The organism is Pseudomonas brassicacearum, from assembly GCF_003732175.1.
Taxonomy (GTDB): domain Bacteria; phylum Pseudomonadota; class Gammaproteobacteria; order Pseudomonadales; family Pseudomonadaceae; genus Aquipseudomonas; species Aquipseudomonas brassicacearum_G.
The window spans coordinates 101504-127991 of sequence record NZ_MOBI01000011.1; the positions used below are offsets into that span (position 1 = coordinate 101504).

General features: G+C 60.0%; 22 protein-coding genes. 14 read left to right on the forward strand and 8 right to left on the reverse strand.

The features are described from left to right. Window positions 1–13 precede the first annotated feature (13 nt). The 4 genes from BK658_RS10315 to BK658_RS29955 form a co-directional block, all read right to left on the reverse strand. A complete protein-coding gene (locus BK658_RS10315; protein ID WP_123582221.1) occupies window positions 14–1225 on the reverse strand; it encodes an MFS transporter in 1212 nt (403 codons plus the stop codon). Beyond that, a complete protein-coding gene (locus BK658_RS10320; protein WP_123582222.1) occupies window positions 1215–3137 on the reverse strand; it encodes an IucA/IucC family protein in 1923 nt (640 codons plus the stop codon). The genes BK658_RS10315 and BK658_RS10320 overlap by 11 nt, the downstream gene beginning before the upstream one ends. Before the next feature lie 125 nt (window positions 3138–3262). Continuing rightward, on the reverse strand, window positions 3263–4180 hold the full coding sequence (locus BK658_RS10325; protein ID WP_123582223.1) for a LysR family transcriptional regulator: 918 nt from the start codon (window positions 4178–4180) through the stop codon (window positions 3263–3265). Further along, on the reverse strand, window positions 4177–4323 hold the full coding sequence (locus tag BK658_RS29955) for a hypothetical protein (protein WP_185019810.1): 147 nt from the start codon (window positions 4321–4323) through the stop codon (window positions 4177–4179). Before BK658_RS29955 ends, BK658_RS10325 begins: the two co-directional genes overlap by 4 nt. On the opposite strand from BK658_RS29955, the gene BK658_RS10330 reads away from it, so the two are divergent. From BK658_RS10330 to BK658_RS10345, 4 genes are all read left to right on the forward strand, one after another. Beyond that, window positions 4322–5614, forward strand: a complete 1293-nt coding sequence (locus BK658_RS10330; protein ID WP_123582224.1) for an MFS transporter — start codon at window positions 4322–4324, stop codon at window positions 5612–5614. The genes BK658_RS29955 and BK658_RS10330 overlap by 2 nt on opposite strands. 69 nt (window positions 5615–5683) lie before the next feature. Further along, window positions 5684–6436, forward strand: coding sequence for a 5-oxoprolinase subunit PxpA (locus tag BK658_RS10335; protein ID WP_123582225.1), 753 nt, complete (start codon window positions 5684–5686; stop codon window positions 6434–6436). Continuing rightward, window positions 6433–7137, forward strand: a complete 705-nt coding sequence (pxpB, locus tag BK658_RS10340; protein ID WP_123582226.1) for a 5-oxoprolinase subunit PxpB — start codon at window positions 6433–6435, stop codon at window positions 7135–7137. The genes BK658_RS10335 and pxpB overlap by 4 nt, the downstream gene beginning before the upstream one ends. Further along, entirely contained in the window at window positions 7134–8051 is a 918-nt protein-coding gene (locus tag BK658_RS10345) for a 5-oxoprolinase subunit C family protein (RefSeq protein ID WP_123582227.1), read from the forward strand. Before pxpB ends, BK658_RS10345 begins: the two co-directional genes overlap by 4 nt. A gap of 124 nt (window positions 8052–8175) precedes the next feature. Here the strand turns inward: BK658_RS10345 and BK658_RS10350 are convergent, their stop codons facing one another. Together BK658_RS10350 and BK658_RS10355 are read right to left on the reverse strand one after the other, a co-directional pair. Beyond that, window positions 8176–9354, reverse strand: a complete 1179-nt coding sequence (locus tag BK658_RS10350; RefSeq protein WP_054596171.1) for a vWA domain-containing protein — start codon at window positions 9352–9354, stop codon at window positions 8176–8178. A gap of 31 nt (window positions 9355–9385) precedes the next feature. After that, a complete protein-coding gene (locus BK658_RS10355) occupies window positions 9386–10231 on the reverse strand; it encodes an AAA family ATPase (RefSeq protein ID WP_103316235.1) in 846 nt (281 codons plus the stop codon). Between the two features lie 254 nt (window positions 10232–10485). Here BK658_RS10355 and cysK point away from each other — a divergent pair, with 254 nt between their 5' ends. The 4 genes from cysK to BK658_RS10370 all read left to right on the forward strand — a co-directional run bounded on the left by cysK (window position 10486) and on the right by BK658_RS10370 (window position 13872). Continuing rightward, window positions 10486–11460: a cysteine synthase A gene (gene cysK, locus BK658_RS10360; protein ID WP_123582228.1), complete on the forward strand. Its 975-nt coding sequence runs from the start codon at window positions 10486–10488 to the stop codon at window positions 11458–11460. Between the two features lie 260 nt (window positions 11461–11720). Continuing rightward, the gene (locus BK658_RS10365; RefSeq protein WP_123582229.1) at window positions 11721–12659 is read left to right on the forward strand and encodes an aspartyl/asparaginyl beta-hydroxylase domain-containing protein; all 939 of its coding nucleotides are present in this window, start codon (window positions 11721–11723) and stop codon (window positions 12657–12659) included. Between the two features lie 88 nt (window positions 12660–12747). Next, a complete protein-coding gene (locus tag BK658_RS29960; protein ID WP_167360482.1) occupies window positions 12748–12912 on the forward strand; it encodes a hypothetical protein in 165 nt (54 codons plus the stop codon). 96 nt (window positions 12913–13008) lie between these two features. Then, window positions 13009–13872 carry a DMT family transporter gene (locus BK658_RS10370; RefSeq protein WP_123582230.1) on the forward strand — a complete coding sequence of 288 codons (864 nt, stop codon included), beginning with the start codon at window positions 13009–13011 and terminating at the stop codon, window positions 13870–13872. On the opposite strand, the gene BK658_RS10375 is transcribed toward BK658_RS10370, so the two are convergent. Then, entirely contained in the window at window positions 13869–14777 is a 909-nt protein-coding gene (locus BK658_RS10375; RefSeq protein ID WP_123582231.1) for a DMT family transporter, read from the reverse strand. The genes BK658_RS10370 and BK658_RS10375 overlap by 4 nt on opposite strands. Before the next feature lie 129 nt (window positions 14778–14906). On the opposite strand from BK658_RS10375, the gene aceK reads away from it, so the two are divergent. The 6 genes from aceK (at window position 14907) to BK658_RS10410 (ending at window position 24475) form a co-directional block, all read left to right on the forward strand. Next, window positions 14907–16628: a bifunctional isocitrate dehydrogenase kinase/phosphatase gene (gene aceK, locus BK658_RS10380; protein WP_123582232.1), complete on the forward strand. Its 1722-nt coding sequence runs from the start codon at window positions 14907–14909 to the stop codon at window positions 16626–16628. Window positions 16629–16849: 221 nt separating this feature from the next. Further along, window positions 16850–20761, forward strand: a complete 3912-nt coding sequence (hrpA, locus tag BK658_RS10385; RefSeq protein ID WP_123582233.1) for an ATP-dependent RNA helicase HrpA — start codon at window positions 16850–16852, stop codon at window positions 20759–20761. 305 nt (window positions 20762–21066) lie between these two features. Next, window positions 21067–22188, forward strand: coding sequence for a beta-ketoacyl-ACP synthase III (locus tag BK658_RS10395; protein WP_123582235.1), 1122 nt, complete (start codon window positions 21067–21069; stop codon window positions 22186–22188). Window positions 22189–22390: 202 nt separating this feature from the next. Next, complete coding sequence (locus BK658_RS10400; RefSeq protein ID WP_123582236.1) at window positions 22391–22999, forward strand: RNA polymerase sigma factor; 609 nt, start codon at window positions 22391–22393, stop codon at window positions 22997–22999. Then, window positions 22993–23229 (forward strand): anti-sigma factor family protein, encoded by a 237-nt coding sequence (locus BK658_RS10405; RefSeq protein WP_123582237.1) that lies wholly within the window; start codon window positions 22993–22995, stop codon window positions 23227–23229. Before BK658_RS10400 ends, BK658_RS10405 begins: the two co-directional genes overlap by 7 nt. A gap of 121 nt (window positions 23230–23350) precedes the next feature. Beyond that, a complete protein-coding gene (locus tag BK658_RS10410) occupies window positions 23351–24475 on the forward strand; it encodes a GNAT family N-acetyltransferase (protein WP_123582238.1) in 1125 nt (374 codons plus the stop codon). Window positions 24476–24651: 176 nt separating this feature from the next. On the opposite strand, the gene BK658_RS10415 is transcribed toward BK658_RS10410, so the two are convergent. After that, entirely contained in the window at window positions 24652–26484 is a 1833-nt protein-coding gene (locus BK658_RS10415) for an ABC transporter ATP-binding protein (RefSeq protein WP_123582252.1), read from the reverse strand. Window positions 26485–26488: the final 4 nt, after the last annotated feature.

The following is a 26488-nucleotide window of genomic DNA, read 5'->3' on the forward strand; positions in this document are numbered from 1 at the left end:
ACGTGGTCTTTTTTTAGTTTTGATAAGTGTGGGTAGATAAGGGTGTGGGGCCGGGTGTGGAGGTGAATGAGCGCACCCAGCGAATCCCGATGGCGGCCAGCGCGTAAGTCAGCGCCACCAGCCAGAAGCTGTGGGCCAGCCCGACCAGCCCCATGCCGATCCCGCCGAGCACGGCACCCAGCAAGGCGCCAGCCTTGGCCGCGCTGTTGCCGAGGCCGAGGGCAAAACCCTGTTGGCTTGAAGAAACGGTGTTGGCGATCAGCGCATAGGCAACGGGCAGCAGGGCGCCTTGCCAGATGCCCCAGACCAGCCGGCTGACAAGAAATCCCAGCCATTCGTTGGCGAGTGCGGTGGCCGCCAGCGTCAGGGCGCATAGCCAGGCGACGCCTTCGATGACGCGCAAGGTGTAGGCCGGTTGCCAGCGGTCGAACAGGCGTCCCCACAGCGGGGCGGAAATGGCCAGGGTCGCGGCGCTCGCCGCATAAGTGGCGCCGATCAGCCAGCTTGGTGCGTGCAGAATCTCGGCGACGTACAGTGCGTAGAACGGCTGCGGCATCATCTTCGCGGCCTGAATCAATACGATCACCAGCAGGATTCCACCGAGCCAGCCTTTGGGCAGGGCCACCGGCGCAAGCGGTTTTTTTGTCGAGGCCCGGGCCTTGTCGGCCGGCAGGAAAAAACTCCCCAGTGCACACAGCAGGCAAATCGCCGTCGCGCCATAACAGAGCAGGGCGAATCCCGAGATATCCATCAGCCAACCGCCCAGCACCGGACCGATTAACGAGCCGACGGCGGTCGCCGATTGCAGGCGGGCGAGGGTGTGACCGCGCCTGGAACTGTCGCAGCAGGCGAGGGCATAGGCTTGCGCGGCGGCGAGAAACCCGGCCAATGCGCCTTGCATCACGCGAATGCCCACCAGCAGCCACGGGTCGACGGTGATAGCCGCCAACCCTTGGCACAACGCCAATGCCAGCAACGCCCGAACGATCATCGGCTTGTGTCCGGTGCGATCACCCAACCGGCCCCACACGGGAGTCAGGAGCATGGCGGCGAGCATGGGACCGGCATAGACCAGCGCCGATAACAGCGCGGTGTAGCCGGCGCCCTCTGGCCCGAGCAGATGCCGGATCTGCAAGGGCCAGAACGGGCCGCTCATTTCCATGGCACCCATGGAGACCAACTGGATGACGATCAGCAGTCGCAATGCGCGACTGTCAGCGAGCATGGGCGCTGGATCGCAGTGGGTTGCTCAGGCGTCCGACGATGTCGGCGTGGCTGTCGTGCAAGCGCATGCGCATGAACGATTTGGCTGGCCAATCCTGTTCCAGCAAGGCCTCGCGTTCGATTTCCCAGCGTGCCGGTTCGACATTTTCGCGCAAGGTGTCGAAGCACTGTGCTACGTGCGCTGCCAATCGCTCCCACAGGATGTTTTCCGATACGTTCCAGTGACGGGCACAGAGCAACGTCAGCTCGCCGAGGTGGCACATGAACGTGGTGTGCAGGAGTTTGTCGCGGACAAAACCGGACTCGTCGTACAGGGTCATTTTCGGATCGTGCAACTGGATATCCAGGCCCTTGGCGTGCAGGGTTTTGCGATCGATGCGAATGTCGCCGAAGTCACGCAGTAACAGTCGATTCAACTGCCCGTCAGCGCCCATCACCATGAAGCTGTTTTGCTGGTGCGCTTCGAACGCCACGCCATACATCAGGTAAATGCCCAACAGGCTCGGTACGGCAATCGACAGGTAGTCATCGAAGAACGCCAGCATGGCCTCGCTGTCGTCACGGCCCTGGGCCAGGCGTACCCAATCGCGCAGCAACGGCTGTTCGAATTCATTGACGGCGAACAGGCTGCCGACCGGTATCGCCAACTCGCCTGCTTGCAGCAGGGTCAGCGGGTTGTCGCGGTAGAGCACGGCGGCATGCCGGGAAAGTTCGTCATTGGCCGGTTGTGGCGCGTAATGCACGCCGATGCGCTCTGGCACGATGTTCAGCAGACGCTGAATCTGCGGCTCCTGATCGAGAATATCCAGCAACAGCTGACTGATGCGCGGCCCCATCCGGGCCGAGCGCGGCGACACCGTGCGCTGCACGCTGGTCAGGCGCAAGGCCACCGGCAGTTTGACCATCGGCGCAACGTGACTGGCCTCCGGTACGACCGTGCGAAAGGACATGGTCGGGTGGCCAGTGAAGGCCACGATGTCGGTGACGATCAGCAGGTTGTCGGCAATCTCGTTGGCGAACGATTTTGGCAGCTCTTCATCGGCTTGCCATGGGTGCGACGGGAGCGGGAGGTAGTCCGTTACTTCCAGGCCCAACTGCTGCAAATGGCGCTGCAATTGTTCGGCGGCCTGCGGGAAGTGACCTTGCCACCAATCCCAGTAATCGGCGCTGCCGGCGAGCATTTCGACGTGGGCGTACTGACGGTGCAGGGCACACAACACGATCGGAAAACTCGCTTCGAACTCCGGCGAGAAAGCGATGACCTGAGCGGCGCTCAAGCCCAGTTTGGTCTTGTAGTTGGGGTGCCATGGATGGCCGAGCGTGCCCCACTGTTCGAGCAACGAGGTCGGGTTCTGGTGATCGGGGCTGGCTTTGAGCCAGGCGAGCAGGTTGTCGTCGTGTTCGGTGCCGATCTGTTCTCTCAGGCGTTCGGTCCATCCATGGTGGAACGCCAGGCAGAGGGTGTCGTTGCTGTAGCTGTCATCCAGCTCGCGGGCCAGACGTTCCAGTACCTGCGGGGAGGCGGGCGGGTTCAACTGAGTGCCGAGATGCGCAAGCAATTCGCTGGGCAACTGGATCTTGTGAGGCAGTGCATCGGGGGTGTGCAGGACGATGCTGCCGCGTAGGTCCCAACTGTTCATCCTGCCACCGGACAGGTGATCGAAACACAGGTGTGCACCGTTGCCCAGTGGCAGCCAGCAGCGGCGGTTGTCGTCGTATTCGCAGGCGTCGGGGTTGATCAGACCTTCGCGGAACAGCGCCTGGATCAGGCGTTGAAAGCAGCGCTGGGCGGCGGGTTCCAGCGCATTGCTCAAATGATCGAGGGTGATGCGGTGGGACTGGAAAGCCTGGGTGCCAAGGGCTTCGCTCCAGTGTGAGAGCAGTTGCTGCTGTTTTTGCGTGTAGGCGCGCATCAAGTCCGACTCCTTCTGGACAGTTGTTTAGCTGAATGCGCGCTGAGAATACCGTCTTAAAATAATAATGCAAATGATAGCAATTCCTACTTGTGGTGTGGGAAAGCTCCTATTCAGAGGTCGGCCTAGTCTTTGCTCAGGACGATGTAGTGCTCACCGACCTTCTGCGCATAGCCCTCCACCACGTGCTGACACAACGCCACGATCTCCTCGACCCATTCCGCGCCGACCCGCCATGACACCACCACTTGCAGGTTGGGCGGGCGTTGGTCGATGGCCAGCAAGGTCAATTCGCCCCGGGCCAGTTCTTCACTGACCAGCACCGGCGGCAAGGCACCAATACCGAAACCGTCACGCAGCAATCGGGTAATCGCCGACACCGAATTCACGCAATTGAGCTTTGGCGCGAGCACGCCATGGGCCTGCATCAGGCTGAGCACGTCCTGATGCGGGTGGGAGTTTTTCGAGTAGGTGATGATCCGTTCACGAGCCAGCTCGGCGACGCTCGCATAGTTGCGGTTGTAGATCGAATTGCTGGCGACGATCCAGCCTATCGGGTGGCTGGCCAGTTCCAGGCTGCGCACGCTTTCCTGGCGCAGCAGGTCAGTTTGCAGAATCAGGTCGAGAAAGCCTTTTTGCAGCTGATCGCAGAGATTCAGCGAGGTATCGGCGACCAACTCGATTTCTACCAGCGGATAGTGATCGGTCATCTGCGCCACCAACGGGCTGAGCCAGGTGTGAATGACCGTGTCCATCACGCCGATGCGAACCCGTCCGACCTTGCTTGAGCGGGTTTCCAGCGACTGCTTGAGCGCTTGCATGGTGTCGATCATTTGCTCGGCGTAATCGAGCACCTTCACGCCTTCGGGTGTCAGCTTCACGCCGCGTGAATCGCGCAGGAACAGCTTCACCCCAAGCTCGCTTTCAAGCACCGCGATGCGGCTGGAAATCGAGGCCTGGGTGGTGAAGAGCTTGTCGGCAGTCAGGCGAAAGCTTTTCAGCCGGGCGACCCAAACGAAGGTTTCAAGAAATTTGAGGTTCATGCGATCAACTTTTTCTTATGCCTTGGCAGGGTTTTTATTAGTTGGACGGGCAGGGCGCCGTCGTCGAAAAATGCGCCAAACCCACGATAGGCGTCGTCGGTGTTCTGAACAATACCAATAAAATTCAGCTGGAGAATTGCCATGAGTGCGCCCGACACGCTCGATGTCGCCAAACCCAGGATCGAGAGCCGCCCCGGCCCCTTCGACTGGTATCGCAACATCAATCAGCAGGAACGCCGAACCTTCTGGAGCTGCAAGATCGGTTATGGCCTGGACGGCATGGACACCCAAATGCTGAGTTTTGTGGTGCCGACACTGATTGCCATGTGGGGCATCACCACCGGTCAGGCCGGGCTGATCCACACCAGCACGCTGATCGCTTCGGCGATTGGCGGTTGGGTCGCCGGAATTCTCTCTGACCGCATCGGTCGCGTGCGCACCCTGCAACTGACGGTGCTGTGGTTTGCCGGTTTCACCTTCCTCTGCGGGTTTGCGCAAAGCTACGAGCAACTGTTGGTCGCCCGAACCTTGATGGGCTTCGGTTTCGGTGGTGAATGGACTGCCGGTGCGGTTCTGATGGGCGAGGTGATCCGCGCCAAGGACCGCGGCAAAGCGGTGGGCATGGTGCAATCCGGCTGGGCCCTGGGCTGGGGCCTGACGGCGATTCTCTATGCGCTGCTGTTCTCGGTGCTGCCGCCGGAGGATGCCTGGCGTGCGCTGTTCATCCTCGGCATCGTGCCGGCAATTTTCGTGATCTTCGTCCGCCGACTGGTCAAGGACCCGGAAATCTACCGCCAGGCCAAGGCCCGGCAGGAGCCGAGCAACCCGTCGAAGTTCTACGAGATCTTCGCCCCCGGCATGCTCAGCACCACGTTGCGTGCGTCGTTGCTGACCACTGGCGCCCTGGGCGGTTACTACGCGATCACTTCCTGGCTGCCGACCTTCCTGAAAAACGAGCGCGGACTGAGCGTGCTCGGCACCGGCGGTTATCTGGCGATGGTGATTGTCGGGTCTTACGTCGGCTATGTGATCAGCGCCTACTTGACCGACATTTTGGGTCGCAAGAAGAACTTCATTCTGTTCGCCGTCGGCTCGTTCACCATTGTGCTGCTCTACACCCAACTGCCGGTCAGCAATGGTGTGATGCTCTGGCTGGGCTTCCCGCTGGGGTTCTTCGCCTCGGGGATTTTCAGTGGCATGGGCGCGTTTCTGACCGAGCTGTTTCCGACGCGGATTCGCGGCTCTGGCCAGGGTTTTTGCTACAACGTTGGCCGCGCATTGGCTGCGCTGTTTCCGCTGCTGATCGGTTTGCTCAGCCAGAAAGTACCGCTGAGCGTCGGGATCGGCGCGTTTGCGGCGGTGTCCTACGGTGTAGTGATCCTGGCGGCATTGAGCCTGCCGGAAACCCGTGGCAAGCAACTCGATGCGCAGTAACTGATAATCTTCGGAATATACCGAAATGTCCCGCAGCTAAAACTACAACAGCCTACAGGAGCGTCCACCGTGAGCCGCTTGCTATTGAACTGCGATATCGGCGAAAGCTTTGGTCACTGGACCATGGGGCTGGATGCTGAAGTGATGCCGTACATTGATTGCGCCAACATTGCCTGCGGATTTCATGCCGGTGACCCGAGCATCATGCGCAAGACCGTCAGTCTGGCGCTGAGCCATGGCGTGCAGATTGGCGCGCATCCGGCCTATCAGGATCTGGTGGGGTTTGGTCGTCGTTCCATGGCCTACACCGCACAGGAACTTCAGGACCTGCTGCACTACCAGATCGGCGCGCTGGACGGCATTTGCCGGGCGCAGGGCGCTCGCGTCAGTTACGTCAAACCTCACGGCGCGATGTACAACGACATGATGGCCAACCCGGCGCAACTGCGGGCGGTGATTCAGGCTGTCGCGGCGTATGACCCCCAACTGCCATTGATGCTGATGGCGACCCGCGACAACCGTGCGGCTCAGTTGATGGGCGACGAGTACGGCGTGACGCTGTGGTTCGAAGCGTTCGCCGATCGTGCTTATGACAGCGCCGGGCATCTGGTTTCGCGGCAGTTGCCGGGTGCGGTGCATCACGATCCAGAAAAAATCATTGAGCAGGCACTGACCATCGCTCGCGGCGACAACCTCGTCGCCAGTGACGGCAGCGCCTTGCATTTGCAGGCCAACACTCTGTGCGTACACGGCGACAACGCCAGTTCGGTGGCGGCGGTGCAGCGGATCCGTGACGCGTTGAATCAGCAGAGCGCGCCATGAAGCCACGGGTTGAAGTGGTGGCCATCGATTGCCTGATGGTGCGGTTGTTCGATGAAATCGCCGAAGCCAACATGCCGTGGATGCTCGCCGCCAGCGAACGACTGCGTGCAGGATTCGCCGGGCATTTGATCGATCTGGTGCCGTCTTATACAACCCTGATGGTGCATTACGATTTGCTCGCCTTGAGTCCGGTCCAGGCGCGGGAGCTGATCGCCGAAGCCTTGACCGATCTGACCCCCAACGCCCGGGCCAGTGGTCAATGTCATGTGTTGCCGGTCTGGTATGACGTGAGTGTCGGGCCTGAGCTGAGCCTGCTTGCGCAGCGCAGCGGGCTGGCCGTGGAGGAGGTGATTCGCCACCACAGCGAGCGCGAGTATCAAGTGTTCGCGCTGGGTTTTGCGCCGGGGTTTGCCTTTATGGGACTGGTTGAAGAAGTGCTGGCCGCGCCCCGTTTGAATACCCCACGCAAGCGCGTGGCGGCCGGCAGCGTGGGGATTGCCGAGCGGCAGACCGCGGCTTATCCGGTGGTGTCGCCGGGTGGCTGGAACCTGATCGGTCGCACCCCGGCCAAGCTATTTGACCGCGAGCGTGAGGGCTACAGCCTGATGCAACCGGGCGATACGGTGCGTTTTGCAGCGGTCAGTCATGCCGAGTTCGTCAATCTGGGTGGCGACGATACGCCACTGGAGGTGCTGGCATGAGCCGTTTGACGATCGAAGCCAGCACGCGGCTGTGCCTGCTGCAGGATGCCGGCCGGTTCGGTGTGCGGCATCTGGGCGTGACCCAGGGCGGCGCGGCGGATTGGCTGTCGATGTCCTGGGCCAACTGGCTGCTGGGCAATTCGCTGGAGGCCGCGGTGATTGAAGTCACCCTCGGCGGTTTGACCCTGGAGGCGCAAGACGATTGCTGTCTGGCGCTGGCGGGGGCGGACCTCGGAGCGCTGCTTGACGGCCAGCCGCTGGCGCCGTGGCGCAGTTTTCAGCTGAAAAAAGGTCAACGTTTGCAATTTACCCAACCCATGCACGGTGCCCGCGCCTATCTGGCAGCACCCGGCGGTTTCAAAGCGCCCCGGGTATTGGGCAGTTGTGCGACGGTAGTGCGCGAAGAACTCGGTGGTCTGGACGGTTTTGGCCGGCCCCTGGCACGCGGTGCCGAATTGGGTTATTCGGGGGCGGCGCAGGCTCTGCGGGAGGTACCGCGTATGCAGCGACCAGACTTCACGCTGAATCAGCCGCTGGATCTGGTGCTCGGTGCGCAACACGGCGAGTTCAGCGGGCAAAGCCTGTTCGATGCCTTCAACCGTGTCTGGACCCTCGACAGTCGTGCTGATCGCATGGGTATCCGTTTGCTGGGGACGGCGTTGCAGTATCAAGGCAAACCGATGATCTCCGAAGGCATCCCGCTGGGCGCAGTTCAGGTGCCTCCGGACGGTCAGCCGATCGTGTTGCTCAATGATCGACAGACCATTGGCGGTTATCCACGGTTAGGCGCGTTGACGCCATTGGCGTTGACACGACTGGCGCAGTGTTTGCCGGGGCAGCAGATCCGATTGGCGCCGATGGTGCAGGAAACGGCACATCGGCAGCAGGTCGAGTATTTGCGCAGGTTTGCTTGATCGTTCCCACGCTCCCGCGTGGGAATGCATCCCGTGACGCTCCGCGTCACAGCCTCAACAGCGGACGCAGAGCGTCCCATGGCGGCATTCCCACGCAGAGCGTGGGAACGATCAGGAGTAAGGGTTACTTCGAGAGAAAACGCATCCCTTCTTCCAACCCGCGCAAGGTCAGCGGGAACATCTGGTCTTCGATCAGATCGCGCACGATCTTGGTCGAGGAGGTGTAGCCCCAGGTGTCTTTCGGGTACGGATTGATCCAGATGAGCTTCTTGTACTTCTCCATGAAGCGCTGCATCCACACGTAACCGGCTTCTTCGTTCCAGTGTTCGACGCTGCCGCCGGCCTGGGTTATTTCATAAGGCGCCATGGCGGCGTCGCCGACGAAAATCACTTTGTAGTCGGCGCCGTACTTGTGCAGCAGGTCCATGGTGGCCGTGCGTTCCGAGCCACGGCGCATGTTGTTCTTCCACACCGATTCATAAATGAAGTTATGGAAGTAGAAGTACTCCAGGTGCTTGAACTCGGTCTTGCAGGCCGAGAACAGCTCCTCGCAGATCTTCACGTGGGCGTCCATCGAGCCGCCGATGTCGAACAGCAGCAACAACTTGATGTTGTTACGGCGTTCCGGGCGCATCTGAATATTCAGCAGCCCCGCGTCGCGAGCGGTATGGTCGATGGTGCCGTCGATGTCCAGCTCGTCCGCCGCACCCTGGCGGGCGAATTTGCGCAGTCGCCGCAGGGCCACCTTGATGTTGCGCGTACCTAACTCGACTTGATCGTCGAGGTTCTTGTACTCGCGCTGGTCCCAGACCTTGACCGCTTTGCCCTGGCGCTTGCCGGCATCGCCGACCCGGATGCCTTCCGGGTTGAAACCGCCGGAACCGAACGGGCTGGTGCCACCGGTGCCGATCCATTTGTTGCCGCCGGCATGGCGTTCTTTCTGTTCTTCGAGACGCTTCTTGAATTCTTCGATCAGCTTGTCGAGGCCACCGAGGGACTGGATCTGCGCTCGTTCTTCATCGGTCAGCGAACGTTCGAATTCCTTGCGCAACCAGTCTTCGGGAATCAGTGCCTGAAGATGATCGTCGAGTTTTTCCAGGCCATTGAAGTAGGCACTGAACGCCCGGTCGAACTTGTCGAAATGCCGTTCGTCCTTCACCAGAATCGCCCGCGACAAGTAATAAAACTCGTCCATGTCGGCGAAGGTCACGCGCTGTTTCAGCGCGTTGATCAGGTCCAGCAGCTCACGCACCGAGACCGGCACCTTGGCTGCACGCATTTCATTGAACAGGTTGAGCAGCATGGCTTTCGCCCTTGATCTTGTAAGAAGAGTATCAGCGGGTGCCGCGACGGCTCATGAACGCCAGACGCTCAAGCAACTGCACGTCCTGTTCGTTCTTCACCAGGGCGCCGGCCAGTGGCGGGATGGCCTTGGTCGGGTCGCGTTCGCGCAGTACCGCTTCGCCGATGTTGTCGGCCATCAGCAATTTGAGCCAGTCGACCAGTTCGGACGTTGATGGTTTCTTCTTCAGGCCCGGGACCTTGCGCACATCGAAGAACACGTCCAGCGCTTCGCTGACCAGGTCTTTCTTGATGTCCGGGTAGTGCACGTCGACGATTTTTTGCAGGGTGACGCGGTCCGGGAAGGCAATGTAGTGGAAGAAGCAACGGCGCAGGAAGGCGTCCGGCAGCTCTTTCTCGTTGTTGGAAGTAATGATGATGATCGGACGCTGCTTGGCCTTGATGGTCTCGTCGATCTCGTAAACGTAGAACTCCATCTTGTCGAGTTCTTGCAGCAGGTCGTTCGGGAACTCGATGTCGGCCTTGTCGATTTCATCGATCAGCAGAATCACCCGTTCTTCGGACTCGAAGGCCTCCCACAGCTTGCCCTTTTTCAGGTAGTTGCGGATGTCATGGACCTTGTCCACACCCAACTGCGAGTCACGCAGGCGGCTGACCGCGTCGTACTCGTACAGGCCCTGGTGAGCCTTGGTGGTGGACTTGATGTGCCAGGTGATCAGGCGTGCACCGAAGGATTCGGCCAGTTGCTCGGCCAGCATGGTCTTGCCGGTGCCAGGTTCGCCCTTGACCAGCAAGGGGCGTTCCAGGGTGATGGCGGCGTTGACCGCCAGCTTCAGGTCATCGGTGGCGACGTATGCACGGGTGCCTTCGAACTTCATCGGTAATTCCTCGAACGGTAACGCCGATCTGCGCCGGGCAGGGCGGGCGAAATAAAAGTATGCCCGACTATAACGCGGTGCCCGGTCGACTGTGAACGCAGACGGCTTATTCAGTCTCTGAATGGTGCGTCACATGATGACTTGGTCAGCTTGACGGTCGGCAACGTGTGAGTACCGCCCGTTCCGCGACTGGACGCCCAAGAGTGCGAGGCATACCCTTGAAGGCTTCTCCAACGCTGCATAAGGACCCAGCCATGAGCCGCATTTTTGCTGATAACGCGCATTCCATCGGCAATACGCCATTGGTTCAGATCAACCGTATTGCGCCTCGTGGCGTGACCATTCTGGCGAAGATTGAAGGACGTAATCCAGGCTATTCAGTCAAATGCCGGATCGGCGCGAACATGATCTGGGATGCCGAAAGCAGCGGCAAACTCAAGCCAGGCATGACCATTATCGAACCGACCTCGGGCAACACCGGCATCGGTCTGGCGTTCGTCGCGGCGGCTCGCGGCTACAAGCTGGTGCTGACCATGCCGGCATCGATGAGCATCGAGCGCCGCAAGGTGCTCAAGGCCCTGGGCGCCGAACTGGTACTGACCGAGCCTGCCAAAGGCATGAAGGGCGCCATCGAAAAGGCTGCCGAGATTCTGGCCAGTGATCCGGCCCGCTACTTCATGCCGCAGCAGTTCGAGAACCCGGCCAACCCGGCGATCCACGAAAAAACCACCGGTCCGGAAATCTGGAACGACACCGACGGCGCGATCGACGTGCTGGTCTCGGGTGTCGGCACCGGCGGGACCCTCACCGGTGTTTCGCGGTATATCAAGAACACCCAGGGCAAGCCGATTCTGTCGGTGGCGGTAGAACCTCTGGTCTCGCCAGTGATCACCCAGGCCATGGCCGGTGAGGAAATCAAGCCAAGCCCGCACAAGATTCAGGGCATCGGCGCTGGTTTTGTACCGAAAAACCTTGATCTGTCGATGGTTGACCGGGTCGAGCTGGTCAGCGATGAAGAATCCAAGACCATGGCCCTGCGTCTGATGCAGGAGGAGGGGATTCTCTCCGGGATTTCCTGCGGCGCGGCCATGGCGGTTGCCGTGCGTCTGGCTGAAACCCCGGAAATGCAAGGCAAGACTATCGTGGTGATCCTGCCGGACTCCGGCGAGCGTTATCTGTCGAGCATGTTGTTCAGCGATTTGTTCACCGAACAGGAGTTGCAGCAGTAACGCTCAAAAGATCGCAGGCTGCGCCAGCTCCTACGCCGAATGACCTACCCAATGTAGGAGCTGGCGAAGCCTGCGATCCTTTGACCTTGATCAGTCAAGGTTCAGGTGCCTTATGTTAATAAGTGCTTTATTGCGCAACCTTTAACACTGATTGTTCAGTTATGTGGGTTTTTCCCAAGGCCGGTAGTGTTTATCATGGCCGGCTGCCATGTCGGGTTAATGACAATGCGCAGAGAGACCTTTTTTCAAGGAGTTGCCCCATGACCTTTTCCTTTGCCGCAAAGGCGTCGCTGTTGCTGTTGTTCATTGGCAGCACGCTCTACGTGCATTTGCGCGGCAAGGCGCGTTTGCCGGTCTTGCGTCAGTTCGTCAACCATTCGGCGCTGTTCGCTCCTTATAACGCCTTGATGTACCTGTTCTCGGGAGTGCCGTCCAAACCGTATCTGGACCGCAGCAAGTTCCCGGAACTGGATGTGCTCAAGGAAAACTGGGAAGTCATTCGTGACGAGGCCATGCACCTGTTCGACGAAGGCTACATTCGCGCCGCCGAGAAGAATAACGACGCCGGTTTCGGTTCGTTCTTCAAGAAGGGCTGGAAGCGTTTCTACCTCAAGTGGTACGACAAACCGCTGCCGTCGGCCGAATTGCTGTGCCCGAAAACCGTCGAGCTGGTCAGCCGCATTCCCAACGTGAAAGGTGCGATGTTTGCCCTGTTGCCGGGCGGTAGCCACCTTAATCCGCACCGCGACCCGTTTGCCGGTTCCCTGCGCTATCACTTGGGCTTGTCGACACCAAACTCCGACGACTGCCGCATTTTTGTCGACGGTCAGGTCTACGCCTGGCGCGATGGCGAAGACGTGATGTTCGATGAAACCTACGTGCACTGGGTCAAGAACGAAACCGAAACAACCCGGGTCATTCTGTTCTGTGACATCGAACGACCGCTGAGCAACCGCTTGATGACGCGTATCAACCGTTGCGTCAGTGGCCTGCTGGGCCGTGCCACGGCGCCGCAAAACCTCGATGATGAGCGCGTCGGCGGGATCAACAAGGTCTACGCCTGGAGCAAGACCTCCAGCGACAAATTCAGCGCAGTGGTCAAAAAGTGGAAGCGCCGTAATCCGAAGCTGTACCGCATCCTGCGCCCGGTATTGGCGGTTGTGGTGCTGACGGCGCTGGGTTACTGGTTGTTTGGCTAAGTCATTGCAAAAAATATCGAGCGCTGGTTATAGTCAGCGCTCGTTGCGTTTCCAACCCAGCGATTTCTCCCTCAAAAAAGATCAGCTCATGCCTGCATCCCTCATCAACGCGGTAGTCGATTCAGCGGTCAACGCTGGCGTCGTGCCGTGCGGGAATGTGCAGCCTGCGCAGATCAGTCACTACCCCCCTCCTGTCAGTCGCACGCCAGTGTGCGCGGTGGTTTCACCGCCGGGTGTTGGCTTCTCGGGCTGATCGGCAGTTTCTGCTGTTCCCTGTGCCCGCCTGAATACAACGACTGAATTTCAGCTTCGGCTGAGTTGGCTTCTTGCCTGATGACAGGTGGTTTTCATGTTGCTCATTTCAAAAAAAACCGCGCTCGCGGCGGCTTCTACGAGCCTGTTCGTTCTGCTCTGGAGTAGCGGGGCGATTTTCTCCAAATGGGGGCTGGCTCACGCCTCACCCTTTGCCTTTCTGTTGATCCGCTTTGCCATTGCCCTCTGCGGGCTGGTGCTGTTGATCCCGCTGCTCAAGCTCAAACTGCCCCGGCGCGGCAAACCGATGCTGTACGCCGCAGCCACCGGCCTGATATTGCTGGGCGCCTATCAGATTTTCTATCTGCTGGCGCTGGACCTGAAGGTCACGCCCGGGGTCATGGCCACGATCATGGGGGTTCAACCGATCCTCACCGTGGTGCTGATTGAACGTCAACGTTCCTGGAGCCGGATGTTCGGCCTGATGCTCGGGCTGACGGGGTTGATCATGGTGGTCTATCAGGGCATCGGCCTGGCTGGAATGTCGCTGGCCGGGATGCTCTTTGGCTTGCTGGCGCTGGTGAGCATGACCGCAGGCTCGATCATGCAGAAGCGCATCACCGAAAATCCCCTCGGCACACTGCCGGTGCAATACCTGGCGGGGCTGTTGCTGTGCGGAATTTTCGTGCCGTTCCAGCCATTCCACTTCGAGCACAGCACGGGTTTCATCGTGCCCGTGTTGTGGATGGGCCTGGTGGTATCGCTGCTGGCGACCTTGCTGCTCTATCGCCTGATCGCCCGAGGCAATCTGGTGAATGTCACCAGTTTGTTCTACCTGGTGCCGGCGGTGACGGCGGTGATGGACTACCTGATTTTCGGCAACCGACTGGCGATGTTGAGCATGCTCGGCATGCTGTTGATCATCGTCGGATTGGTGTTTGTGTTCCGTAAAAGCCGTTAATCGCTGACCATTGAAGCCTTCGGGACTGCCGCAGGCTTCAACACCAGCCACAACGCCCCTGCAATCAACATCCCGCCATACAGATGCGCCATCGACAGTGGTTCATCGAGAAACAACGCGCCCCACAACACGCCGAACGGCGGGATCATGAAGGTCACGGTCATCGATTTGACCGGGCCGATGGAGCTGAGCAAACGGAAATACAGGATGTAGGCGAATGCCGTGCAGCCCAGGCCCAAGCCCAGCAGCGACAACCAGACGTTCCAGCCACCCCAGCTAACGGGCGGCTGAGTGATGACGCTGTAGCCGAACAACGGCAACACAAACAGCGTTGCCCCGAGCATGCTGCCCAATGCCGAGAGGCGGCTGTCGAGGCCGCCTTGATGGTCGAGCCAGCGTCGCGCCAGGAACCCGGCGAAACCGTAGCAGGTGGTTGCCAGCAGGCAGGCGAGGGCGCCCATCAGCAATTCCATGTCGAAGGCCACCGGACCGGCGCGGGTCAGGATGGCGACGCCAAACAACCCGAGGGCCACCCCGGCAATCTTCGAGAGGGTGAGTCTTTCGCTGAAGAACAGGCCGCCGATCAACACGCCCATCAGCGGGGTGGTGGCGTTGAAAATTGCCGAGTAGCCGGCCGGCAGCACTTGAGCGGCCACCGAGTACAGGGTCGCTGGAAGACCGGAGTTGATCACCCCGAGTAGCAGCACGGTTTTGAACTTGCCACGGAAATCCCAGCTGACCCGCATCAGCGCCAGAATCACCAGCAACCCGGTGGCGGCGATCGATACGCGGAAAAAAGCAGTGGGGATTGTGCCAATCACTGGGGCAATGATGCGCATGAACAGAAAGCTCGCCCCCCAAATGGCAGCAAGTGACAACATACGCAGAATATCGACGGGGTTCACGGCTCGTTCCTTCCTTTATCAGGGCGCAAGTGTCGCTGCCGCAGGGTGCCAAGGCAATGGTTGCGTTGCGCAACAATTGACCTCTAAGCTCAGCCCCAACGATAAGAACCATCCCGCAGAGGTCTTCACATGCCGCAGCCATGGCCCGCCGCCGAAATCGCCCAGATGATCCTCGACGGCTTCGACGATTACCGCGAGCATTTCCGCCAGATCACCGACGGCGCCAGGGCGCGCTTCGAACGTGCGCAGTGGCAGGAAACGCAGATCGCGTCGGCGGCGCGGATCAACCTCTACGAAGCCAAGGTCAGCGAAGTGGTAGGGCGCCTGCATGCCGCCTTCGAGGCTGAGGTGCTGATGGATGTCAGCTGCTGGCCGCTGGTCAAAAGCGCCTACATCAGCCTGATCGACCTGCGTTTCGACGATGAATTGTCCGAGACCTGGTACAACTCGATTTTCTGCGGGCTGTTCAGTCATGACCTGATCAGCGATGGCTGCATGTTCATCCACACCACCCGGCCCAGCTTGCATCGGGCCCGGGCCGCGCAGACCCGGATCTATAAGCCGCATGGTCAGCTGTCCGGCATGCTCGCGAGCATTTTTGCCGATTACCGCTTCAGCGAAGACTACGGCGACCTCGACCGCGACCTGCGCCGGCTCGAAGCGCAACTGCGCGAGAATTTGCCGGATTGGGTCTGCAAGGACCCGGAACTGAGCGTCGAGCTGTTTTCCTCGGTGCTCTACCGCAACAAGGGCGCCTACCTGGTGGGACGCATCTACACCACGGACGAGCAATGGCCGCTGGTGATTCCGTTTCTGCACCGCGAAGGCCGGGGGATTCAGATCGACGCGTTGATCACTGATGAAGCCGACGTGTCGATCATCTTCTCGTTCACTCGCTCGTACTTCATGGTCGATGTGCCGGTGCCGGCGGAGTTCATCGGTTTCCTCAAGCGCATCCTGCCGGGCAAGCACATCGCCGAGCTGTACACCTCGATCGGTTTCTACAAACACGGTAAGTCGGAGTTCTATCGGGCGCTGATCAACCACCTGGCCAACACTGACGACCAGTTCATCATGGCCCCGGGCGTGCGCGGCATGGTCATGAGCGTGTTTACCCTGCCGGGGTTCAACACCGTATTCAAAATCATCAAGGACCGTTTCTCGCCGTCGAAAAACGTCGACCGCGCCACGGTGATCGAGAAGTACCGCTTGGTGAAAAGCGTCGACCGGGTCGGGCGCATGGCCGATACCCAGGAGTTCGCCGACTTCCGTTTTCCGTTGAGCAAGTTTGATCCGGCATGTCTGGCCGAGCTGCTGGAAGTCGCCGCGTCGACGGTCCAGGTGGAAGGCGACACCGTGCTGATCCGCCACTGCTGGACCGAGCGGCGCATGACCCCGTTGAACCTTTACCTGGAAAACGCCAACGACGCTCAGGTGCGCGAAGCGCTGGAAGATTACGGTCTGGCGATCAAGCAGCTGGCGGCGGCGAACATTTTTCCCGGCGACATGCTGCTGAAGAACTTCGGCGTCACCCGACACGGGCGCGTGGTGTTTTATGACTACGACGAGATCTGTTTTCTCACCGAAGCCAACTTCCGCCACATCCCGCAACCGCGCACACCGGAAGACGAAATGGCCTCCGAACCCTGGTATTCGATCGGGCCGCTGGACGTGTTTCCCGAGGAGTTCCCACCGTTCCTGTTCGCCGACTCCGCGCAGCGACGGTTGTTCGATCAACTGCATGGCGAGCTGTACAACGCCGATTACTGGAAAGGCCTGCAAGCGGCGATTCGCGCCGGCAAGGTGATCGATGTGTTCCCGTATCGGCGTAAAGGGCTCGACAACGAGTAGCCCGATCAGATCGTTCCCATGCACCACGCTGATCGTTCCCACGCTCTGCGTGGGAATGCAGCCCGGGGCGCTCCGCGTCCCAAGAGCGGACGCAGAGCGTCCATTGAGGCGTTCCCACGCGGAGCATGGGAACGATCACACGATCACATCAGGCACCCGCAACCCATACCAAATCTGCGACAATCCGCCCCCTGCGCCACTAGACGACCTTTGCGTACCTGATGACTGACGAATCGCCTTCAATCGACAAACTGCTGAAAAACCTCGACCACGCCATGCTTGCCGACCGTCACCGGCTGCGGCGGCAGTTGCTCGAGCTGCGCAAGAAACCCGACGAGGCCAAGCTGGCCTTGTGGGTGACGCGCATGCAAGCGTCCTGCGACCAGGTGTTAGCGCGACGTGCCAGCCTGCCGCTGATTCGTTACGACGACAGCCTGCCGATCGCCGCCAAGCGCGACGAAATCAAGGAAGCGCTGCTCAAGCATCAGGTGCTGATCATCGCCGGCGAAACCGGCTCGGGTAAAACCACCCAGCTGCCGAAGATCTGCCTGGAAATCGGTCGCGGCCAGCACGGCCTGATCGGTCACACCCAGCCGCGTCGAATTGCTGCGCGCAGCGTCGCGAGCCGGGTCGCCGAAGAACTGGCAACACCACTCGGTGCCTTGGTCGGCTATCAGGTGCGGTTCGAGGATCAGAGCGATTCCAACACCCTGATCAAACTGATGACTGACGGCATCCTGCTGGCGGAAACCCAGAACGACCGCTACCTCGAACGCTACGACACGATCATCGTCGACGAAGCCCACGAACGCAGTCTGAACATCGACTTCCTGCTCGGTTACCTGAAAACCCTGCTGCCGCGCCGCCCGGACCTGAAAGTCATCATCACCTCGGCGACCATCGATCTTGAGCGTTTCTCCAAGCACTTCGACGATGCGCCGATTGTCGAAGTCTCGGGTCGCACCTTCCCGGTGGACACCTGGTATCGGCCGTTGACGCTGGAGCAGGACGAAGAGGGCAACCGGGTCGAAGATGACCTGACTGTGGATCAGGCGATCCTCGCCACCCTTGATGAAATTGCCGCATTCGAACGCAGCGAACGCCGCAGTCCCGGCGACGTATTGGTGTTCCTGCCCGGCGAGCGCGAGATTCGTGACGCAGCGGACATGCTGCGCAAGGCCCAGCTCAAACACACCGAAATTCTGCCGCTGTACGCACGGCTGTCGCCGGCCGAGCAGCAGCGGATTTTCCAGTCTCATCCGGGCCGTCGCGTGGTGCTGGCGACCAACGTCGCGGAAACCTCGTTGACCGTGCCGGGCATTCGTTACGTGATCGACAGCGGTACGGCGCGCATCAGCCGCTACAGCTACCGGGCCAAGGTCCAGCGCCTGCCGATCGAGGCGATTTCCCAGGCCAGCGCCAACCAGCGTAAAGGCCGTTGCGGACGGGTCGAGCCGGGCATTTGCATCCGTCTGTACAGCGAAGAAGATTTCATCGGTCGGCCGGAATTTACCGACCCGGAAATCCTCCGTACCAACCTCGCGGCGGTGATTTTGCAGATGCTCCATCTGCGCCTCGGTGAAATCACCGATTTCCCGTTTATCGAGCCGCCGGATGGCAAGGCCATCAGCGACGGTTTCAACCTGCTGCAAGAACTCTCCGCCGTCGACCGCAACAGTCAGCTGACGCCGCTCGGCCGGCAACTGGCGCGTTTGCCGGTGGACCCGCGCATGGGCCGGATGTTGCTCGAAGCGGCGAAACTCGGCAGTTTGCAGGAAGTGCTGATCGTCGCCAGCGCGATGTCGATCCAGGACCCGCGCGAGCGTCCGCCGGAGCGTCAACAGGCCGCCGATCAGGCCCATGCACAATGGAAAGACGTGGACTCGGACTTCGCCGGACTGGTCAACCTGTGGCGTGGCTTTGAAGAGCAGCGCCAGGCCCTGACTGCCAGCCCGCTGCGCAATTGGTGCCGCAAGAATTTCCTGAATTACCTGCGCCTGCGCGAGTGGCGCGACTCCCATCGTCAGTTGAGCCTGATCTGCCGCGACATGCAGTTGAGCCTGAACAAAGAGCCGGCGGATTACCCGAAACTGCACAAAGCCGTGCTGTCCGGTTTGCTCAGCCAGATCGGCCAGAAAACCGAGGACGGCGATTACCTCGGTGCGCGTCAGCGGCGCTTCTGGATTCACCCGTCATCGGGCCTGGGCAAGAAGCGCCCGCAATGGTTGATGACCGCTGAGCTGGTGGAAACCACCAAGCTTTATGCGCGCATGGTGGCGAAGATCGAGCCGGACTGGATCGAGCCGCTGGCCGGGCACCTGATCAAGAAGAACCACTTCGAACCGCATTGGGAGAAGAAGCGCGGACAGGTCGTGGCCTACGAGCAAATCACCTTGTTCGGGTTGATCGTGGTCGGTCGCCGGCCGGTGCATTACGGGCCGATCGATCCTGTCACCTCGCGTGAGCTGTTTATCCGCGAAGCGCTGGTTCGGGGCGAGATTCAGTCGAAAGCCAAGTGTCTGTCTGCCAATGAGCAATTGTTGGAACAGCTCGACGAACTGGAGGCCAAGGCCCGTCGTCGCGACATTCTGGCGGACGAGGAAACCCTGTTTGCCTTCTATGACGCGCGCTTGCCGGCAGAGATCCATCAGACCGCGACCTTCGACAGCTGGTATCGGATCAACAGCCAGAAAGACCCGCAGTTGCTGATCATGCGCGAAGAAGACGTGCTGGCCCGCGAAGCCAGTGAAGTCACCGCCGCGCATTACCCGGACACCCTGCGCCTGGGCGATCTGACCCTGCCGTTGAGTTACCACTTCGAGCCCAACCATCCTCGTGACGGCGTGACCTTGCGCGTACCGGCGCCGCTGTTGCCGGCGCTGCCGCCGGAACGCCTGGAGTGGCTGGTGCCGGGTGTGATCGAAGCCAAGTGCATTGCCCTGGTGCGAAACCTGCCCAAGGCTTTGCGCAAGAACTTCGTGCCGGTGCCGGACTTTGTCAAAGCGGCGTTGCAGCGCATCACTTTCGCTGAAGGTTCGCTGCCGCTTGCGCTGGGCCGTGAACTGTTGCGCATGACCGGTGCGCGGGTCAGCGATGAGGCCTGGGCGCAAGCGCAGCAGCAGGTTGAAAGTCATCTGCGGATGAACCTGGAAATCGTCGATGGCCAGGGCAAGTTCCTCGGTGAAGGCCGTGATCTGCCTGAGCTGACCGCACGTTTCGCCGAGGCCAGCCAGGCGGCTTTGGCTGTACCGCAGACGGCAAAAAGCCAACAGCCGGTGGAGGCCAAGGTCTTCGCCGCAGTGGCCGAGAAAACCCAGCAGAAGATCGCCGGGCTGTCGATGACGGTCTACCCGGCGCTGGTGGAAGAGGCGGGCACCGTTAAGGAAGGGCGTTTCTCGACTCCGGCCGAGGCCGAGTTCCAGCATCGTCGGGCGTTGCAGCGGTTGCTCATGCAGCAACTGGCCGAGCCGGCGAAGTTCTTGCGCGGCAAGCTGCCGGGGCTCACCGAGCTGGGCCTGATGTACCGCGAGCTGGGGCGTATCGACAGTCTGGTGGAAGACATCCTGCTGGCGAGCCTCGATAGCTGCATTCTCGACGGCGAAGCGAGTTTGCCGCGTGACGGCGCTGGTCTGGCCTCGCTGGCCGAGCGCAAGCGCGGTGCGTGGACGGAGCATGCCGAGCGTCTGGCGAAACTGACGCTGGAAACGCTCAAGCTCTGGCACGGTTTGCAGAAACGTTTCAAGGGCAAGATCGACCTGGCGCAAGCGGTCGCTCTGAACGACATCAAACAGCAGCTCAGTCACTTGGTGTATCCGGGCTTTGTCCGTGAAACCCCGATGCAGTGGCTCAAGGAACTGCCGCGTTACTTGAAAGCTGTCGAGCAGCGCTTCGAAAAGTTGGGGGCTCAGGTGCAGAAAGACCGGGTCTGGAGTGGCGAGTTGTCCGGTCTCTGGGCTCAATACCAGACCCGCGCCAACAAGCACGCGCAGGAAGGCAAGCGCGATCCGCAACTTGAGCTCTATCGCTGGTGGCTGGAGGAATACCGGGTTTCGCTGTTCGCCCAGCAATTGGGGACCAAGGTGCCGATCTCCGACAAGCGTTTGAGCAAGCAATGGGCTCAAGTCGAACCGTAAACCCTGTGGGAGCGAGCCTGCTCGCGAAGGGGCCAGAAAACTCAGCATTAATGTTGACTGACACACCGCTTTCGCGAGCAGGCTCACTCCCACAGGTCTGCCATTGTTTTTGCGACAGGGGCCAAACGCCAATGTTTATGGCAAACTTCGCCGTTATAAACACCTCCCCCGCAGATTTGAGCCTTTGCAGTCGGGCGGATCGGAATCAAGAGATGCCAGGTTGATGCCCTTCGACGGGATAAACCCTTTATGTGTTGGTACGTCGGTGCCAATACTTTCTGCCTGAACAGATTAGAGAAACGACCATGCATAATGTCGTCATCAGCGGCACCGGCCTGTACACCCCGGCCAACAGCATCTCCAACGAAGAGCTGGTGCAGTCTTTCAATACTTACGTCGCTCAGTTCAATGCTGACAACGCTGACGCCATCGAACGTGGCGAAGTGCAGGCACTGACCGAATCCAGCGCCGCCTTTATCGAAAAAGCCTCGGGGATCAAAAGCCGCTTTGTCATGGATAAGGACGGCATTCTCGATCCAAAGCGCATGGCACCTCGTTTGCCTGAGCGTTCCAATGACGAATGGTCGGTGCTTTGCCAGATGGCGATTGGCGCTGCCGAGCAAGCCCTGCAACGCGCCGGCAAGACGGCGGCGGACATCGACGGGGTGATCGTTGCCTGCTCCAACCTGCAACGCGCCTATCCGGCCATTGCCATCGAAGTCCAGGAAGCGCTGGGTATCGAAGGTTTCGGTTTTGACATGAACGTGGCCTGTTCCTCGGCGACGTTCGGCATTCAGGCCGCCACCAACAGCGTACAGCTGGGCCAGGCCCGGGCGATCCTGATGGTCAACCCGGAAGTCTGCACCGGTCACCTGAACTTCCGCGACCGCGACAGCCACTTCATCTTCGGCGACGCCGCCACTGCGGTAATCATTGAACGTGCCGACCTGGCCACGTCCAAGCATCAGTTCGACATCGTCAGCACCAAACTGCTGACCAAGTTCTCCAACAACATTCGCAACAACTTCGGCTTCCTCAACCGCGCGGCGGAAGAGGGCATCGGTGCCCGTGACAAACTGTTCGTCCAGGAAGGTCGCAAGGTGTTCCGCGACGTCTGCCCGATGGTCGCGGAACTGATCGCGACTCACCTGGACGAGAACAAGCTGAACATCGGTGACGTGAAGCGTTTCTGGCTGCACCAGGCCAACCTCAGCATGAACCACCTGATCGTCAAGAAGCTGCTCGGCCGCGAAGCCACCGAAGAAGAAGCCCCAGTGATTCTCGACACGTATGCCAACACCAGCTCTGCCGGTTCCGTGATTGCCTTTCACAAGAACCAGGACGATTTGCCAGCCGGTTCGCTGGCGGTACTCAGCTCGTTTGGTGCCGGTTATTCGATTGGCAGCGTGATTCTGCGCAAGCGCTGAGTTGTGAAGGGTAGTGACAAGCCTGAGTCATGCACCCACTCTGTGGCGAGGGGGCTTGCCGGAACGCCGCACCGCCCCGCTCGGCTGCGAAGCAGTCGTAAACTCAGCTCACCCATTACATCTGACACCACTCGGTTTCCAGCATTGGGACCGCTTCGCGCTCCAGCGGGGGCAAGCCCCCTCGCCACAGGAATCAGTATTGATGACTGACGACACGCAACTGCTCGAACGCCTGTTGGCGGGCGAGCAGCAGGCTTTCAAGGAGTTGGTCAGCACCTACCAGAGCGCCATGCGGGCGGTGGCTTATGCCATCGTCGGTAACCGGCATGCCGACGAAGTGGTGCAGGATGCCTGGCTGTCGGTGGTGCGCAATCTGAACAGGTTCGAGGGGCGTTCCAGCCTCAAGACCTGGCTGTTGACCATCACCGCCAACGCGGCCAAAGGTCGATACAAACAAAACCGCCGGGAAGTTTTGCTCGATGACCTGCCGTCACCCCACGGCACCATCGACGATGATCGTTTCTCTGCCGCCGATGGCCACTGGCTGGTGGCGCCGTTCAGCTGGCATCAAGACACCCCGGAAGCGCTGCTCACCGAAAACGAACTGCGTGAATGCCTGGAACACACCTTGCTCAGCCTGTCGGAACTGCAAAGCAGCGTGTTGCTGTTGCGTGAGCGCCAGGGCCTGGAGCTGGAGGAGATTTGTAATCTTCTGGAGATCTCGCTCTCCAATGTTCGTGTGCTGCTGCACCGCGCACGGTTGAAGGTGTTTGCAACCGTGGAGCATTTTGAGGAAACCGGCGAATGTTGACCTGTAAGGAGCAAGTAGCGCGGTCCAGCGATTATCTCGATGGCCAGTTGAGCTTTCGTGAGCGGCTGATGATGCGTCACCATTTGATGTTTTGTCCTAATTGCCGGCGATTCATTCGGCAGATGCGCCTGATGCAGGCGACCTTGCGCGTCATGCCCGAAAAACCGGTTCCTGGTGTGGACGAACTCGCCGAACGCCTGGCCGCCGAGCGTCAAAAGGGTAAACAGTAATTTCAGCTCACACCTCTCTCAGACTTCGTTTTGACCCCGCTTCGGCGGGTTTTTTATTTCGGCAGGGCCGGAGATGGGCGATACTCGGCGGGTCGTTAGGCAACAACCGCTGGGGAACAGGATGCCATTACACGTTTTGGACAGTCTGTCCGCCATCGCGCCTCAAGAGTGGGACGCGCTGGTGCCCGAGACTCAGCCGTTTCTGCGTCACGCTTTTCTCGGGGCGCTGGAAGACAGTGGCAGCCTGGGGCCGCAGTCTGGCTGGCAGCCTGAGCATCTGCTGCACATCGAAGACGGTCGGCTGCTTGCGGCATTGCCGAGTTACCGCAAATGGCATTCCTACGGCGAATATGTGTTCGACCATGCCTGGGCCGATGCGTGCGAACGCGCCGGGATCGATTACTACCCCAAACTGTTGACGGCTGTGCCGTTCAGCCCGGTCAGCGGGCCACGGTTGTTGGCGGCGAATGTACAGGATGGTTTCGAACTGCTGAACAGCGTGCCGGGTTATCTGGAAATTGAAGGGCTCTCCAGCGCCCATATCAACTTTACCGACGCCTTCACCGATGCGGCATTGGCCGAGCATCCGGGCTGGTTGCAACGCATCGGTTGCCAGTACCACTGGCAGAATCGCGGTTATCGGGATTTTCAGGATTTCCTTGATGCACTGAGCTCACGCAAGCGCAAACAGATGCGCAAGGAACGTGAACAAGTGGCGGGGCAGGGCATCGAGTTTGAATGGCTTGAGGGGCATCAACTCGACCAGGCACTGTGGGATTTTGTCTACGCCTGCTACGCCAACACCTATGCGGTGCGTCGGCAGTCGCCGTACCTGACGCGGGAGTTTTTCAGCCTGTTGGCCGAACGTATGCCCGAAGCTATCCGGGTGGTCCTGGCCAAACAAGGATCACGGCCGGTGGCCATGGCCTTCAGCCTGGTCGGTGGCGATAGCTTTTATGGACGTTATTGGGGCTGCCTGGCGGAGTTCGATCGCCTGCACTTCGAGACCTGTTTCTATCAAGGCATGGACTACGCAATCGCTAACGGTTTTCAGCGTTTCGATGCCGGCGCACAAGGCGAGCACAAATTGATTCGTGGTTTTGAACCGGTGATCACCCATTCCTGGCACTACTTGCGTCACCCGGGATTGAAGTCGGCGGTGAAGGATTTTCTTGAGCGCGAACGCGTGGGCATCATGGGGTATGCAGAAGAGGCGAAGAGCGCCTTGCCCTACAGACAAGACTGAGGTTAGAGGGGGGCGGTTCTACTCAGATCGTTCCTACGCTCTGCGTGGGAACGCCTCAAGGGACTCTCCGCGTCCAGTGACGCGGAGCGTCACGGGCTGCATTCCCACGCAGAGCGTGGGAACGATCATCAAGATCGCAGCCTGCGGCAGCTCCTACGCAGGTCATGCAGCATTTCTCAATCGATGCCGACAAACCCACCGGTCTGGTGCTGCCACAGCCGCGCATACAACCCGCCATGGGCCAGCAGTTCGGCATGGCTGCCGGTTTCGGCGATGTGGCCTTTTTCCAGCACCACCAGGCGATCCATTCGCGCGATGGTCGAAAGCCGGTGAGCGATGGCGATCACGGTCTTGCCCTGCATCAGGGTTTCCAGGCTTTCCTGAATCGCCGCTTCGACTTCCGAGTCCAGCGCCGAGGTCGCTTCGTCCATGATCAGGATCGGCGCGTCCTTGAGCAGCACGCGGGCGATGGCGATCCGTTGGCGCTGGCCGCCAGAGAGTTTCACCCCACGTTCACCGACATGAGCATCGAAACCGGTGCGGCCTTCAGCATCCGATAGCAGCGGGATGAACTCGTCGGCGCGGGCCTTGCGGACTGCTTCCCAGAGTTCTTCGTCGGTGGCGTCGGGTTTGCCGTAAAGCAGATTGTCACGGATCGAACGGTGCAACAGCGAGGTGTCCTGAGTGATCATGCCGATCCGCTCGCGCAGGCTTTCCTGAGCCACGCTGGCGATGTTCTGCCCATCGACCAGGATCTGCCCGCTCTGCAGGTCGTAGAGACGCAGCAGCAGATTGACTAGGGTCGATTTGCCCGCGCCTGAAGGGCCGATCAAACCGATTTTTTCACCGGGTTTGATGCTCAGGTTGAGGTCGTCGATGATTCCGCTTTTCTTGCCATAGTGAAACGTCACGTGTTCGAAACGCACTTCACCACGGGCCACTTCCAGGCGCGGTGCCGGTTCGCGGTCGGTGACGCTGATCGGTTGGGCGATGGTTTGCAGGCCGTCCTGGACCATCCCGATGTTTTCGAAGATGCCGTTGACCACCCACATGATCCAGCCCGACATGTTGACGATGCGGATCACCAGGCCGGTGGCCAGGGCAATGGCACCCACCGAAATCAGCGACTGGGTCCACAGCCACAGCGCAAGGCTCGTGGTGCCGACGATCAGCAGGCCGTTCATGCTGGTGATGACCACGTCCATGCTGGTGACGACGCGGCCGGCCAGTTGGGATTTTTCAGTTTGTTCTGCGATGGCTTCACGGGCGTATTGCTGTTCGAAGTTGGTGTGGGCGAAGAGCTTCAGCGTGGTGATGTTGGTGTAGCCGTCGACGATTCGGCCCATGAGTTTGGAGCGCGCATCGGAGGACACCACCGAACGTTCCTTGACCCGTGGCACGAAGTAGCACAGTGCGCCGATGTAGCAGGCAATCCACGTCAGCAGCGGGATCATCAGGCGCCAGTCGGCTTCGGCGAACAGCACCAGCGAGCTGATCGCGTAGATCAGCACATGCCATAACGCATCGACGGCTTGCACCGCCGAGTCGCGCAGGGAGTTGCCGGTCTGCATGATCCGTTGGGCGATGCGTCCGGCGAAATCGTTCTGGAAAAAATTCAGGCTCTGTTTGAGCACGTAACTGTGGTTTTGCCAGCGAATCATGCTGGTCATGCCGGGGCTCAGGGTTTGATGCACCAGCAGGTCATGCAAGCCGACGAATATCGGTCGTAGAAAAAGTGCGACCACCGCCATCCAGGCCAGCTCTACGCCGTGGATTTTGAAGAAGTCCGTATTTGGCGTGCCTTGGGCCAAATCGATGATTCGACTCAGGTAACTGAACAACGCCACTTCGATCAGCGCGCCGATCAAACCGACGACCAACAGCGCGGCAAAACTCGGCCAGACCTGACGCAAATAATAGGTATAGAAGGGGAGAACCCGGCTCGGCGGGGCTGCCGTCGGGGCGTCACGGAAAATGTCGATCAGTTTTTCGAAACGACGATAGAGCATCAGA

Coding starts and splice junctions, on each gene's coding strand:
- BK658_RS10315 (WP_123582221.1), bottom strand. CDS start 1,225: ATGCTCGCTGACAGTCGCGCATTGCGACTGCTGATCGTCATCCAGTTG.
- BK658_RS10320 (WP_123582222.1), bottom strand. CDS start 3,137: ATGCGCGCCTACACGCAAAAACAGCAGCAACTGCTCTCACACTGGAGC.
- BK658_RS10325 (WP_123582223.1), bottom strand. CDS start 4,180: ATGAACCTCAAATTTCTTGAAACCTTCGTTTGGGTCGCCCGGCTGAAA.
- BK658_RS10330 (WP_123582224.1), top strand. CDS start 4,322: ATGAGTGCGCCCGACACGCTCGATGTCGCCAAACCCAGGATCGAGAGC.
- BK658_RS29955 (WP_185019810.1), bottom strand. CDS start 4,323: ATGGCAATTCTCCAGCTGAATTTTATTGGTATTGTTCAGAACACCGAC.
- pxpB (WP_123582226.1), top strand. CDS start 6,433: ATGAAGCCACGGGTTGAAGTGGTGGCCATCGATTGCCTGATGGTGCGG.
- BK658_RS10345 (WP_123582227.1), top strand. CDS start 7,134: ATGAGCCGTTTGACGATCGAAGCCAGCACGCGGCTGTGCCTGCTGCAG.
- BK658_RS10350 (WP_054596171.1), bottom strand. CDS start 9,354: ATGCTGCTCAACCTGTTCAATGAAATGCGTGCAGCCAAGGTGCCGGTC.
- BK658_RS10355 (WP_103316235.1), bottom strand. CDS start 10,231: ATGAAGTTCGAAGGCACCCGTGCATACGTCGCCACCGATGACCTGAAG.
- cysK (WP_123582228.1), top strand. CDS start 10,486: ATGAGCCGCATTTTTGCTGATAACGCGCATTCCATCGGCAATACGCCA.
- BK658_RS10365 (WP_123582229.1), top strand. CDS start 11,721: ATGACCTTTTCCTTTGCCGCAAAGGCGTCGCTGTTGCTGTTGTTCATT.
- BK658_RS29960 (WP_167360482.1), top strand. CDS start 12,748: ATGCCTGCATCCCTCATCAACGCGGTAGTCGATTCAGCGGTCAACGCT.
- BK658_RS10370 (WP_123582230.1), top strand. CDS start 13,009: ATGTTGCTCATTTCAAAAAAAACCGCGCTCGCGGCGGCTTCTACGAGC.
- aceK (WP_123582232.1), top strand. CDS start 14,907: ATGCCGCAGCCATGGCCCGCCGCCGAAATCGCCCAGATGATCCTCGAC.
- hrpA (WP_123582233.1), top strand. CDS start 16,850: ATGACTGACGAATCGCCTTCAATCGACAAACTGCTGAAAAACCTCGAC.
- BK658_RS10395 (WP_123582235.1), top strand. CDS start 21,067: ATGCATAATGTCGTCATCAGCGGCACCGGCCTGTACACCCCGGCCAAC.
- BK658_RS10400 (WP_123582236.1), top strand. CDS start 22,391: ATGACTGACGACACGCAACTGCTCGAACGCCTGTTGGCGGGCGAGCAG.
- BK658_RS10405 (WP_123582237.1), top strand. CDS start 22,993: ATGTTGACCTGTAAGGAGCAAGTAGCGCGGTCCAGCGATTATCTCGAT.
- BK658_RS10410 (WP_123582238.1), top strand. CDS start 23,351: ATGCCATTACACGTTTTGGACAGTCTGTCCGCCATCGCGCCTCAAGAG.
- BK658_RS10415 (WP_123582252.1), bottom strand. CDS start 26,484: ATGCTCTATCGTCGTTTCGAAAAACTGATCGACATTTTCCGTGACGCC.